This window comes from Romboutsia sp. 1001216sp1 (assembly GCF_039841805.1).
GTDB lineage: Bacteria > Bacillota > Clostridia > Peptostreptococcales > Peptostreptococcaceae > Romboutsia_C > Romboutsia_C hominis.
Map to the genome: position 1 here is coordinate 550196 of NZ_JBDPHA010000001.1, position 13752 is coordinate 563947.

14 protein-coding genes are annotated in these 13752 nt (G+C 29.6%); 1 reads left to right on the forward strand and 13 read right to left on the reverse strand.

What is annotated here, in order from left to right; all coding sequences use genetic code 11:
• Positions 1-8: 8 nt before the first annotated feature.
• The 6 genes from rpmA to ABHC41_RS02835 form a co-directional block, all read right to left on the reverse strand.
• Positions 9-299, reverse strand: a complete 291-nt coding sequence (gene rpmA, locus ABHC41_RS02810) for a 50S ribosomal protein L27 (protein ID WP_071121257.1) — start codon at positions 297-299, stop codon at positions 9-11.
• A gap of 13 nt (positions 300-312) precedes the next feature.
• Positions 313-630 carry a ribosomal-processing cysteine protease Prp gene (locus tag ABHC41_RS02815; RefSeq protein WP_092927238.1) on the reverse strand — a complete coding sequence of 106 codons (318 nt, stop codon included), beginning with the start codon at positions 628-630 and terminating at the stop codon, positions 313-315.
• Positions 631-643: 13 nt separating this feature from the next.
• Positions 644-955, reverse strand: a complete 312-nt coding sequence (rplU, locus tag ABHC41_RS02820) for a 50S ribosomal protein L21 (RefSeq protein WP_092927240.1) — start codon at positions 953-955, stop codon at positions 644-646.
• Positions 956-1071: 116 nt separating this feature from the next.
• Positions 1072-2475, reverse strand: coding sequence for an Rne/Rng family ribonuclease (locus ABHC41_RS02825; RefSeq protein WP_195236817.1), 1404 nt, complete (start codon positions 2473-2475; stop codon positions 1072-1074).
• 65 nt (positions 2476-2540) lie between these two features.
• Positions 2541-3242 carry a TIGR03936 family radical SAM-associated protein gene (locus ABHC41_RS02830; protein ID WP_092927244.1) on the reverse strand — a complete coding sequence of 234 codons (702 nt, stop codon included), beginning with the start codon at positions 3240-3242 and terminating at the stop codon, positions 2541-2543.
• On the reverse strand, positions 3242-5086 hold the full coding sequence (locus tag ABHC41_RS02835; protein ID WP_092927245.1) for a TIGR03960 family B12-binding radical SAM protein: 1845 nt from the start codon (positions 5084-5086) through the stop codon (positions 3242-3244). The genes ABHC41_RS02830 and ABHC41_RS02835 overlap by 1 nt, the downstream gene beginning before the upstream one ends.
• Before the next feature lie 340 nt (positions 5087-5426).
• Here ABHC41_RS02835 and ABHC41_RS02840 point away from each other — a divergent pair, with 340 nt between their 5' ends.
• Complete coding sequence (locus ABHC41_RS02840) at positions 5427-6620, forward strand: FprA family A-type flavoprotein (RefSeq protein WP_092927247.1); 1194 nt, start codon at positions 5427-5429, stop codon at positions 6618-6620.
• A 115-nt stretch (positions 6621-6735) separates the two neighbouring features.
• Here the strand turns inward: ABHC41_RS02840 and mgsA are convergent, their stop codons facing one another.
• The 7 genes from mgsA to mreD form a co-directional block, all read right to left on the reverse strand.
• Positions 6736-7149, reverse strand: a complete 414-nt coding sequence (gene mgsA, locus ABHC41_RS02845; protein ID WP_166504898.1) for a methylglyoxal synthase — start codon at positions 7147-7149, stop codon at positions 6736-6738.
• A 29-nt stretch (positions 7150-7178) separates the two neighbouring features.
• The gene (gene rodA, locus ABHC41_RS02850) at positions 7179-8297 is read right to left on the reverse strand and encodes a rod shape-determining protein RodA (RefSeq protein WP_092927251.1); all 1119 of its coding nucleotides are present in this window, start codon (positions 8295-8297) and stop codon (positions 7179-7181) included.
• A gap of 83 nt (positions 8298-8380) precedes the next feature.
• Positions 8381-8665: a cell division topological specificity factor MinE gene (gene minE, locus ABHC41_RS02855; protein WP_092927253.1), complete on the reverse strand. Its 285-nt coding sequence runs from the start codon at positions 8663-8665 to the stop codon at positions 8381-8383.
• A gap of 19 nt (positions 8666-8684) precedes the next feature.
• Positions 8685-9482: a septum site-determining protein MinD gene (gene minD / locus ABHC41_RS02860; protein WP_092927255.1), complete on the reverse strand. Its 798-nt coding sequence runs from the start codon at positions 9480-9482 to the stop codon at positions 8685-8687.
• Between the two features lie 31 nt (positions 9483-9513).
• Positions 9514-10185 (reverse strand): septum site-determining protein MinC, encoded by a 672-nt coding sequence (locus ABHC41_RS02865; RefSeq protein ID WP_092927257.1) that lies wholly within the window; start codon positions 10183-10185, stop codon positions 9514-9516.
• Between the two features lie 59 nt (positions 10186-10244).
• Positions 10245-13244, reverse strand: coding sequence for a penicillin-binding transpeptidase domain-containing protein (locus tag ABHC41_RS02870; protein WP_092927259.1), 3000 nt, complete (start codon positions 13242-13244; stop codon positions 10245-10247).
• A gap of 11 nt (positions 13245-13255) precedes the next feature.
• Complete coding sequence (gene mreD, locus ABHC41_RS02875) at positions 13256-13744, reverse strand: rod shape-determining protein MreD (RefSeq protein WP_092927261.1); 489 nt, start codon at positions 13742-13744, stop codon at positions 13256-13258.
• Between the last annotated feature and the right edge of the window lie 8 nt (positions 13745-13752).

Consider the following 13752-nt stretch of genomic DNA (forward strand, 5'->3'; position numbering starts at 1 on the left):
TTTAAGTATTACTCAGCTATAGATACTGGGTATACACTTACTTTCTTTCTCTTCTTATCTTTTCTTTCGAATTTAACAGCACCGTCAACTAATGCAAATAAAGTGTCATCTCCACCTTTACCTACGTTAGTTCCTGGATGTATCTTAGTTCCTCTTTGTCTTACTATTATACTACCAGCAGTAACTACTTGTCCGTCAAATCTCTTAACACCTAATCTCTTAGATATAGAATCTCTACCGTTCTTAGAAGATCCTACCCCTTTCTTAGATGCAAGTAACTGTAAGTTCATGTTTAACATTTGGAGTCACCCCCTACTTTTTTAAGATTTTTATGTTTTTGGGATATTCCCTTTTAATTCCTTCAATAGCTAATTGAAAATGATTTAATAATAGTTGAGAATCATTTAGATGTTTATCTTTAACTATACACTCTATATGACCTTCTTGACCTACTACCTTTTCAAATTCAACTTTAACAAGCTTGTCTAAAGAATTTATGACTGCAATTGCATTAGATGTTACTGCAGAACATACTATATCATAGCCTATTTCAGCGAAATCAGCATGACCTTTTAGACAAAAGCCTTTCATTAAGAAATCATCGTTGTAATAATATTTAACTTTAATCATTACTATTCACTAATTAAGCGTTTATTTTTTCAACAACTATCTTAGTGTATGGTTGACGATGTCCTTGCTTTCTTCTGTAGTCTTTCTTAGCTTTGTACTTGTAAACTACAACTTTCTTAGCTTTACCTTGCTCAACAACTTTTGCTTGAACAGAAGCACCTTCAACAACTGGAGCTCCAACTACTAACTCTCCGTCTTTAGTGCAAGCTAATACTTCGTTTAAAGTAACCACATCACCTTCGTTAGCTTCTAACTTTTCAACGAATAATACATCACCTTCAGCAACTTTATATTGCTTTCCACCTGTTTTAACTATAGCGTACATTAAATACACCTCCTCGGTCTCAAACTCGCCATACAGGTACTTCAGTAAGAAGTTTTAAACCTGTTCTGTGCGGCATTACATTTATTAATATTACTACGTTATTATACATTTGTCAACTAACTATTATAAATTATATTCACTTTTTCTATATTAATTTCAGGTAAACCTTTTAACTCAAGATTTATACTATATTTTTTACTTATACTTTTAATTATATCCTCAAAATTTTTATTTATATCTTCATATACTTTTTTATTAATTTCAATTGTTATATTGTTATATGATGTATGTTCTTTAATTCTCATAGTTTCTTTTTCTATATTATCTATTATAGTTTTGGTAGATATAACAAAAGAGTCGCCCTTGCATAAATTGCACTCATCTAAATAATAATTATATATAGGGTCTTTTTCTCTTCTTCTTGCTATCTCAACTAAACCTAATTTTGTCATCCCTAATACCTTAGATTTTCTTTTATCTTTACTTAATTCTTCTTCTAGTACCTTTATAAGTTCTCTTTTTTGACTTTCTTTTTCCATATCTATAAAATCAATTATAATTATTCCAGATATATCTCTAATTTTTATTTGTCTAGCTATTTCTATAGCTGCTTCTAAATTAGTTTTATATATTGTGTCTCTTAGTTTTATATTGCCTATATTTTTTCCCGTATTTACATCTATAACCGTTAAAGCTTCAGTTTTTTCTATTATTAAGTATCCACCACTACTTAACCATACTTTTTTATTAAGACATTTTTGTATTTGAGAATTTACATTGTATATATCAAATACATCTTTATTTTTTTCTAATATAATTTTGCCTACATATTTTTTATCTATAGATTTTAATAGTTCTTTTAATTCATTATACTTTTTTTCATCATTTGTAACTATTTTACCTAAATCTTCACTTATATAATCTTTAATGTATTTACTTGCAAAATCCAATGATTTATAAAGTAGCTTAGGTCCTATTCCTAATTTAAACTCTTTTAAGATTAACTCATATTGACTTTTTAAGTTTTCTATGTCCTCTTTTAAATCTTCTAAGCTACATCCTACTGCTTCTGTTCTTATAATTATACCTGTATTGTCTTTAATAATTGATTTAGCTAGTTTTTTTAATCTAAATCTTTCTTTCTCATCTGTTATTTTGTTAGACATAGTTATTCTATCATTTGACGGTATATAAACTATATATCTTCCAGATAAACTTATTTCAAGATTTAATTTGGCTCCTTTATTTCCTATCTCTTCTTTATTTACTTGAACCATTATTTCTTGCCCTGCTTTTATATTGTCTTCTTTTTTTAATTGAAGGTATGCAAGTCTATCGAAACCTATGTCTACAAAACATGCTTCTATTCCTGGCAATACTTTTTTTACTATACCTCTATATATATTAGAGACTTTTTTGTTATTTTTATTGTCCTCTATATATACCTCACTTAATTTATTGTCTTCAAGTACAGCCACTTTCTCAGATGATATAAGAGATTCTATTATTATATCCTTCATACTTCACTCCTAATAAATCAATAATCTTTTTAACTACTAAAAAAGGTGGATAAATCCACCTTTTTTTACATAGGACTTACTAATTGTCCATCTTTCACTACATATAAGTCTCTTCTTAATATATCTACATCTAATGGGTCCATTTCTAATTCTAACATTTCTAATATTTTTGGTATAAATATAGAAGTATTTAAGTTAGCCTTAGATCCTGTCGCTATTGTAGCTTCTAAAATTATTTTATTATCTTCTGCATCTAATAAATCAAATAATTTTATCATAGGTCTTATATCTGACTCTACTAACTTACCTTTTTTATTTCTCTTAGTTATCATTATTTCTTTTTGAGCCATAAAATCTAATATTTGATTTTTTATGAACTCTTTAGTTAATATTTTTTCTGTTTCTATAGTAAATACATATTCTCCATACTCTATAGTAGATGATAATGATGGAGTTTGTTTAGTTATTTCCTCAGCTTGTATAAATTTTATACCTTCTGGTAATTGTTCATTCATTCTAGATAAATACTCATCTACAGTTATATCACCTTCTATTTCAACGTCTACATACTCTCCTTGACTTTCTGTACCTAGAGCTAAAGCATTTCCGTAACTTATTTTTGGATGGGGATTGTATCCTTGAGAATGTGCTAAATCTATTTCAGCTCTTCTAAAGGCTCTTTGTAAAAGTTTTTGCAAATCAAGATGCGATATATATATCATATCTCCTTCTTTGTTAAATTTAGTTCTTATTATTTTGTTTTCCATTAACAAAGCCCCCTTCCTATTTCATGTGCATTTATTCCACAACCATTACATTTATGTCTACAATCTACTGTAACTGTGTCTTGTTTAGCTTTTTCATTTTCTCTAACTAAGAATTTCTTAGAAACTCCAACGTCTATATGGTCCCAAGGGAATACTTCTTCATATTCTCTCTCTCTATTAGCATAAAATGCTATTTCTAAGTTATTTTTAGCCATAGCTTCTTTCCAAGTATCTAAATTAAAGTGTTCTGACCAACCATCAAATTTGGCACCCATTTTGAAAGCATCATATATAACTTTACCTATTTTTCTATCTCCTCTAGCTACAACAGCTTCCATTAAACTAGTTTTTGAATCATGGTAGTTATATTTTATATTTCCATTTTTTAATTTTTTAACTAAATATCTTTGCTTTTCTATAACTGTTTCTGTTGTATCTTGTCCATGCCATTGGAATGGTGTAAATGGCTTAGGTACAAATGTAGATGTACTTACTGTAACACCAAATGCTCTTCTTAACTTTCCACCATTTACATCTCTGTAAGTATCGATTACATCATAAGCAAGTTTTGCTATTCCATCTAAATCATCATAAGTTTCTGTTGGAAGACCTATCATGAAGTATAATTTAACACTATTCCATCCCATTTCAAATGCTTTTCTAGTTGCATTTTCTAAGTCTTGTTCGCTTACACCTTTATTTATAACATCTCTTAATCTTTGTGTTCCTGCTTCTGGAGCAAATGTAAGTCCTGACTTTCTTACTTGTTGTATTTTTTCTGCTATCTCCATAGAGAAATTATCAAGTCTTAATGATGGTAGAGATATTCCTATATTTTTAGGAGTATATTCATCAACTAAATAATCAGTAAGCTCTGCTAATTCACTATAGTCACTAGTACTTAACGAAGATAATGATATTTCATCATATCCAGTGTTTTTAACTAGTTTTTCTAGTAATTCTTTTAATCTCGCTACACTTTTTTCTCTTATTGGTCTATATATCATACCTGCTTGGCAGAATCTACATCCTCTTGTACACCCTCTAAACAGTTCAAGTACTATTCTGTTATGAACAGTTTCTATAAAAGGAACTATTAATTTTTCTGGATATGGAACTTCTTCCATATTTTTTATTATTCTTTTTCTTGGTTTTTGAGGTACACCTTCTCTATTTGGTACTACTTCTTTGACAGTTCCATCTTCATTGTATGAAACATCATAGAAGCTTGGTATATAAACCCCTTCTATTGTAGATATCTTTTGTAAAAAGTCTTCTCTAGTTGTTTTATTTTTTTTCCATTCTTTATAGGCATTTATAACTTCTGGGTTTACTTCTTCACCCTCACCTAATATTACTATGTCAACAAAATCAGCTAAAGGCTCTGGATTGTAAGCACATGGTCCACCTACTAATATAAATGGATCATCTAGCTTTCTTTCTTCTCTTAATAATGGTATATTAGCTAAATCTAACATATTCAATATATTAGTGTAAGAAAGTTCATATTGAAGCGTAAATGTAACAAAATCAAAATTTGTTATAGGTTCTCTTGATTCTAGAGCAAATAATGGTATATTTTTTTCCCTCATCATCGCTTCCATATCTACAGCTGGAGCATATACCCTTTCGCAAAATACTTCTTCATCCTTATTTATAACATCATATAATATATGACTTCCTAAGTGACTCATTCCTACTTCATATAAGTCTGGGAAACAATGTGCATATCTTATTAAATTTTCATTTGTTGTATCTTTATGAATTGAATTTATTTCATTTCCAAGATATCTAGCAGGCTTTTCAACTTTTTTTAAAATTCTTTTTAAGTCTACTTTATTCATTTATGTTAAAACCTCCAAATAAGTTTATTGTTTATAAGCATAAGTATTATTATACACGATATAGCATTATCTATCAAAATATTATTAATTATTTTATATAGTTTTAAGTTTTTAAAATTAGTATATTAAAACATTGTGCCTATATTTTATAATTAATAAAAAAAATCTAATTTATACCTTTTATAAAAAGTATTTTTTGTTACAATAATAGTAGGTATCAAATAAATAGCTGCCTAAAGTACATAAGTTATTTATTTTTTACATTTAATTTAAAATTAAATTGTTTTAATGTAATTTATATGGGTATAATCTTTATATAATGTTTTTAGGAGGATTTATAATGAGTAATGTATTTGAAGTAAAAAAAGATATTTACTTTACAGGTGTTGTAGATAAAGATTTAAAAGTATTTGATATTATAATGGAAACAGAATTTGGTACTACTTATAACTGTTATGTTATAAAAGATGAAAAAACTGTATTATTCGATACTGTAAAACCAAACTTTAAGGACGAGTTTTTAAAAAACGTATCAGAAGTTACTGATATAAAAGACATAGATTATGTAGTTATACATCATACAGAACCAGATCATGCTGGTTGCTTAAAATATATATTAGATATAAACCCTGATGTGGAAGTTTACTGTACAGCTGTTGCTAAAACTTACTTAGCTGAACAAGTAAATAGACCTTTTAAGTGCCACGTTATAAAAGATGGAGAAACTTTAAACATAGGTAAGAGAAATCTTAAGTTCATAACAGCTCCATTCTTACATTGGGCTGATACAATGTTTACTTATGTTGAAGAAGATAAAACTTTATTCACTTGCGATGCTTTCGGATGTCACTTTGCAAGTGTAGATCCTGATGCTGTAGAAAGTGAAGATTACTTAAAATCAGCTAAGCACTACTATGATTGTATAGTTAAACCATTTGCTAAGCATGTTTTAAGTGCTATAAATAAAGTTGTTGAACTTAAAATAGACTTTGATACAATATTAACTTCTCATGGTCCTATGCTTACTAAAGATCCAATGGCGGCAGTTAAGAGATATTTAGATTGGTCAACTGAAGTTGTTAATACTACAAACCAAAATCAAGTTGCAATATTCTACTTATCAGCTTACACTAATACTTTAGAAATGGCTAAAAACATAGAAAAAGGATTAGTTGAAGAAGGTGCTGAAGTTAAACTTTATGATTTAGAAGAACTTGATTTAAAAGAAATGCATGATGCAGTAGTTATGTCTAAAGTAATATTATTAGGTTCTCCAACTATAAACAGAACTATGGTTAAACCTATGTGGGATTTATTCTCTACTATAGACCCTATGGCTAACCAAGGAAAAATAGCTGGTGTATTTGGTTCTTACGGATGGAGTGGAGAAGGTATAACTATGGCTGAAAACTTATTAAAGGCTATGGCTTTCAAAATGCCAGTTCCTACTATGAAAAAGAAATTCTTCCCTTCAGAAGAAACTTGTCAAGAATGTGTTAACTACGGTAAAGAATTTGCTAAATTAGTTAAATAATAATATATTAAAGTACCTCATATATGAGGTACTTTTTTAGTTACTTACAAAAATTAATAAACTTCTTCATATTAAAAGAGTATAAAAATAAGCACCTAATATTAGGTGCTTATTTTTATACTCTTTGACTTTTAGTTTTTCTAACTTCTCTCCAAGAAAGCTCTCCCCTATCTAAAGCTTTTATAAAAATCTCTGCTGATGCTAAATTTGTAGCTACTGGTACATGATATACATCACACAATCTAATTAAGGCTTGTATATCCGGCTCATGAGCTTGAGATGTAAGAGGATCTCTTAGAAAGATCACTAAATCTATATCTTGAGAAACTACTAATGATCCTATTTGCTGATCTCCTCCTAAAGGTCCTGAAGCTAACCTAGTTATATTAATATCTGTAGCATCCATTATTATTTTTCCAGTTGTTCCAGTTGCATACACCTTATACTTTTTAAGAATTTCTTCATATCCTATACAAAATCCTACCATTGTATTTTTCATTTCATCATGTGCTATTAATGCTATATTCATATTCCCTCCCGTTTATATTTTGACTTTATCTAAAAGTTAATTTTCTTTCTTCTCATACATACATTTAGTACCAGTCCTAAGTTTGCTAAAGATGTTAAAAGTGAACTTCCTCCATAACTTATGAATGGTAATGTTACCCCTGTAACCGGTATTAAAGCTACTGTCATACCAATATTTTGTATTATCTGGTATGCAAACATACTCATAACCCCAACTACAATTAAGGTTCCATAAAAATCTTTTGCTTCTTTTGCTATAATAAGCATTCGTATCAAGAATATTGCATATAAAACTAAAACAGCTATCATACCTATAGCTCCTAGTTCTTCTCCTATGACTGCAAATATGAAGTCACTTTCCTGAACAGGTAAGAAATCCTCCTGGCTTTGTGTACCACCGTATAGTCCTTTACCTGTTACTCCTCCTGACCCTATAGCTATCATTGACTGCATAACCTGATAATTACCCTTTTTAGTTGGATCATCAGGATGTAAGAAAGCATCTATTCTTTCCTTTTGATGCGGCGCCATTACCATATACATAAGTGGTGCTGCTACTAAAACACCTATTATAACTCTTTTTATCAGTTTCATATCAAGCCCTGCTGTAAACAACATTCCACCTATTATACAACTAAATACTATAGCTGTACCTAAGTCTGGCTGAGCAAATAATAATCCTATAAAAGGAACTGCATACATCACAACAGGTATTATCTCCTTTAAATTATTAAGTTTACCTTTTTTTGATTCTACTATCTTTGCATAGCTTAATATAAATGTAAACTTAACTATTTCTGAAGTTTGAAAATCTAAAGGGCCTAAATTTAACCAAGATCTAGCTCCTCCTCTTGACGCACCAATTACTGGTATTAATACTATAGCCAGTAAAATTAAACTAACTATATATAAAGCCTTATAGTACTTTCCTAAAAAATTATAGTCTATTAATAATATTCCAATGACCATAACCATACCTAGGCCAAAACCTAATCCTTGTTTGTATATCTGTCCATAATTTCCTGTCATATGGGCATGAGTTGCACTACTTAATACAACTAATCCAAATCCAAATATTGCTAAAACAGTAGCTATTAGCTTCCAGTCTAGTTGTTTTATTAACTTAACGGTTGACTTATATTCAATCACATTTTCACCAACTTCCTAATGTCTTTTGTCTTATATTTAGTATATTAAAATATGGGGGACTTAACAATCCCCCATTTAGTCTATTATATATTTCTATCCTTTAAATTCTTTAGTGGTATATTAGCGATTAATGCAGATACTGGCATATCATCATCTTCTCCTCTGGTTTTAGACATTTTAATTTCCAGTCCATCTTCTTCTATTTCAGCATAATTCGCTATTACTTTAAGTATATCTGTCTTTATAAGCTCTAAAAACTTTGGAGAACAATCCGCTCTATCATGCACTAAAACTAACTTTAATCTTTCTTTTGCTACTGATTTACTAGTTTTAGATTCATTTGAAAAAACTTTAAATAAGTCTAACATGAATATACTCCCCCCTTTGCTACTTAGCCATACCAAACATCTTCTTTATTTTGCTAAAAAATCCACTTTCTGCTTCTATTTCTAGTATAGGTACATCATTACCTAATATTCTTTGTGTTATATTTTTGTAAGCTTGTCCTGCTAATGATTTTGAATCAAGTATTGCAGGTTCACCTTTATTTGTAGATACAATTATACTTTCATCATCTGGAACTAATCCTAATAGCTTTATAGCCAATATTTCTATTATGTCCTGCTTGTCCATCATGTCTCCACGTCTTACCATATCGTGTCTTATTCTATTTATCACTAATTCTATAGTTTTTATCTCATTGGCTTCTAATAATCCTATTATTCTATCTGCATCTCTTACTGCAGAAACTTCCGGATTAGTTACTACTATCGCTCTGTCTGCTCCTGCTATGGCGTTTTTAAATCCTTGTTCTATACCGGCAGGGCAATCTATTAATACATAATCAAATGTTTCTCTAAGTTTTTGGCATAAATCATGCATTTGCTCAACAGATACTGCATTTTTATCTCTTGTTTGAGCTGCTGGAAGTAAATATAAATTTTCAAATCTTTTATCTTTGATTAAAGCTTGTTTTAATCTACATGTTCCCTCTACAACATCAACAATATCATAAACAATTCTATTTTCAAGTCCCATTACTACATCTAAATTTCTAAGACCAATATCTGCGTCTACTATAACTACTTTTTTATTTTCCAAACTTAAAGCAGTTCCTAAGTTTGCTGCGGTAGTAGTCTTTCCTACTCCGCCTTTACCAGACGTTATGACAATAACTTCACTCATGTTACTACCCCCTATGGATTAATACTTATTTTTAAACTTTATTTGAATAGTTTTCTATGACTATAGTTCCATCGCTTACAAAAGCTATTTCTGGATTAATTGTTTTTCCTTCAAAAAACTCATCTTCTGGAGCTTCAGCTATATTATTTGCTATTTGTAATATTCTAGCATCTAGGTGGTTAGCTACTACATAAGCACTTTCATTTCCATCTGAACCTGCATGGACAAACCCCTTAACACTTCCCATTATTATAACATTTCCATTAGCTACTATTCTTGCACCTGGATCTACATTTCCCATAACTACTACATTTGACTTTGAGCTTACTTGTGATCCTGATTTCATATCATTCATAACTACTACATCTCCATCAAACTCTATGTTTTCACCAGATCTTAGATTATTGACATATTTTGTTTTAAATTCATACTTTTCTTTTTTATACTCATCATCAATAAATTCAACATCAAACCTTGATGATATGTGTTCTTTTATCTCTAAAATTTGTATATCACTTAAACAATCACAATTAATCTCACATATTTTAGCTCCATTAAAAAATCCTACTGATGACTCTAGCCTGTTTATTATACTTTGTTTTATTTCTTCAAAAGAGGCTTCTTTCTTTATATTTACAATTATCCCTCTTTTGCTACCCTTGAACTCCACAAGTTCTCTGGTACTAAACTCTTTAAAAGACATAACAACCTCCAGAGTAATGTATCATTTTTATATATTCTTCAAAAAATATTTTTTTCCTCTTATTTTTTCATCTGAGAAGCAAAATTTATATCATCATTATTCGATTTATTACTACTTTCTTCTTTCTTGGCAGTACCTTTATTAGCTGCTAAATAATCATCTGTCAATCCAAGATATGTTCCTATTAACTCTCTTACAGGTAACATTGCATAAGTACTTGAATCACCTTGAGGTATCATACATACAACTGCTATCTCTGGATCATCTGCTGGTGCAAACCCTACACTCCATGCAAAAGAATCATAATCTGCTTTATATCTATCTATTTCTTTATCTGTTATTTTAGGGTTTAATTGTTTTATAGCTTTTCTTAGGTATGCAGCGTTTATTTTATCATCATTTTTATCTAATTTAACGCTTACACCTTCTTTTAATTCTTCTTCTATTTCTTTCTTTCTTTCTTCAGTTATATCTTTAGATTTTAGTTCTTCTTTTAATTCTTTTTCTCTTTCCTCTGATAACTCTTGCTCTCTTCCCTCTTTAAGAGTTTCCGCAAGACTTAGCGCTTGATCTAAAGCCACTCCATAAGATCCCATATGGCTTTTTAAATAATCAACCTCATTTTCTGTAGGTATCTTACCACTTTTTTCAGCTGTTCCTGTTTTTGCTGCTACACTAACAGGGAAGTTCTTAAATAAACTCTTAACAGAACTTGAAGTCGTAACTCTCTTCATACCTTCAGTTATATGCTTTAGATTTTCACTATTTTTAAATGGTATCTTTTCTTTTTTATTTTCATCAATATCAACAGATTTATAATCACTAGGTACAACTCTATTTATAACTGATAAATCAACTAAATCACCACCATTTGCTATGGCTGCAGTATATCTTGCCATTTGAGCTGGCGTATATTGATTCTCACCTTGTCCTATAGATAAGTTAAATGTATCTGCTATACTCCATTTAGCAAATTTTAAGTGATTAAACACTATTTCATCAGCTAAAGGCTCTATGTCTTTTTCTTTAACATTTAACTTAGCAAGCCTTTCAATAGCTTCACCTCTAGTGACTGTAGTTGGTTCGTCTGCCCAACTAACAATTTCATCTATTCTTTTTTCATACTCAGCTTCATTCTTTTCCTTAGTTATATCAGTAAACTTATTTTTCATTTCTTTCTCTAAAAATGTTCTAAGTAAAGCTTTAGCTGATTTTAATTTAGTTTCTATACTTGGTACACTACCCTTTTTTTCATCTATTTCGTCATTAAGACCTGTATAATCATCTAATCCAAATAATTTAGCATATTTAAGAGTATCATTTGGACCTATTTTTACATTAGGGTCTTTCCCACCTACTCTATTTTCACCACTACCAATTGTGTAGAAGTAGATATTACATGATTCTTGTATAGCTTTGTATAAATTTGTTGCTCCATGATTACTTCTTGACTTATGCCATACATAATCGGCAAATGGTCTATTTCCAAGCATTATAACACCTGGATCATTTATTGTGTAATTTGGATTCATTCCATTATCTATAGCTGCCATACCTGTAACCATTTTAAATGTAGAACCTGGTTGGAATACCCCTTGAGTAGCTAAGTTTACTTGAGCGTTAGGTGCTAGTACATCATTTTTATTTTTAGGTTGTAATTTTTCATAGTCTTCATAAGATATACCATTTACAAATTTATTAGGATCGTAATCTGGATAACTAGCCATAGCTAATACATCCCCAGTTTTTACATCTATAGCTACTACAGCTCCTGAATTTGCACGAGGTGCAGCTTGTGAAAAACTTTTATTTCCAAAAGGACTTTTGAAAGTTCCTGCTGTTCTAGCTACATCTATAGTTCTCTTTAATACATCTTGAGCTACTTCTTGTAGGTCTTTATCTATACTTAGATATACAGTATCTCCTGATTGCGGTTCTTGTACATCTAGTTCTTTTGTTACTCTACCTAGTGCATCTACTTGAACTTTTTTATGCCCATCAACACCTTTAAGCTTCTCTTCATAACTCTTTTCAACACCAGTTATACCTACTGTATCTCCCTTTGAGTACTTTTTACCTTCTTTTTCAGGATTTAGATATTTCTCTTCTTGATTATATGGCATTTTACCCATATGACCTATTATGTGAGAAGCTAAATTTGTTTCTGGGTAATATCTAACTGGCTCTACTGCCACAGATACCCCTGGAAGTTCCATTCCTTTTTCCTCAATTTGAGATATTGTATTTTGATTTATATCTTTTGCAATGGTAACTGGATTATATCTAGAATAACCTTGAGATTTTATAAGGTCTCTAACTATAAGTATTTTTCTAGCGTCCGTATTACTTAGCTTAGGGTCTATCTTATAGTCATTTCTAATATCTCTAAATGCATTTTTAGCACTAATATCAGGATTTTTTATTTTATAGCTTTCTAACCAATCTTTTTTATTCTTTTCTTCAGTAAACATCCATTTACTTACAAGTATAGGAGGATATTCTCCATTTTCATTAAGCTTTTTTTGTAGCTTACTAGGGTCTAAATTTCTATCTTCTTTCGTAAGTACACCTTCACTAATTAGCTTATCTACAATAAAGTAGAAACTTTCTTTAGCATTTAATTCTTTTGGTATACCTTCTTCTTCTTTGTATTTATCTATTTTATCATCAAACGTATAATAGAATTTACCATTTTTAAAGTATATAGGGAATTCATCTATATATTGCTCTTTATTAGACTCTAAAAGATTAATTATGTCTAATGATATTTCATTAGCCATAGGCTTACCATCTGCGCCTTTTTTGCTTATACCATCTGCAGATACTTGTACAGTAAATAAATTTTTATTTCCTGCAATTAGACGTCCATATCTATCTCTTATTTCTCCCCTTGGAGCTTTTATAGGTAATTCCTTATATGTCTTATTTTCAGCTAATTCTTTATAATAGTCATGTCTAAAAATAGTCATATATAATATTTTAAAGGAAATAACTATAAATACACATATGATGATTCTCTTTATTATCAATAATCTATCTATCTTTTTGTTTTTCTCCATTAAATCACCAACTAATCTTCTTTTAGTTTTAATATAGATTTTTTAGATATTTTGTATAAAATAATACTTAAAAGGCTATTTAAAGTAGGCATTATTAAAATTCCTACAATCAGTAACTTAACTATTCCATAGCTATTATAAACCAAGATAGTGGTTGCTATATTTACAATAGAATCAACTAGCGTAGTTAAAAAAACTAGCGCAAATATAGTCATACTACTTTCCTTGTATATTTTATCTTTTAAATGGCTTATTGTGTAAGAAGTTAAAAATAATATTAAACCATTAACTCCAAATATTCCACCTACGGCTATATCTTTAGTTAAACCTACTATAGCACCTATTATACCTGCTTCTAATTCATCTAAATACAGAGATATAATAGTCATATATATTATTACTATATTAAAGCTCACGCTAAATATATTTATATAGTTAGTAACACTACCTTCTACTATAACTAACAAAATACCTAAAAGACAAAGTAAAACTCTTTTCATATCTATAG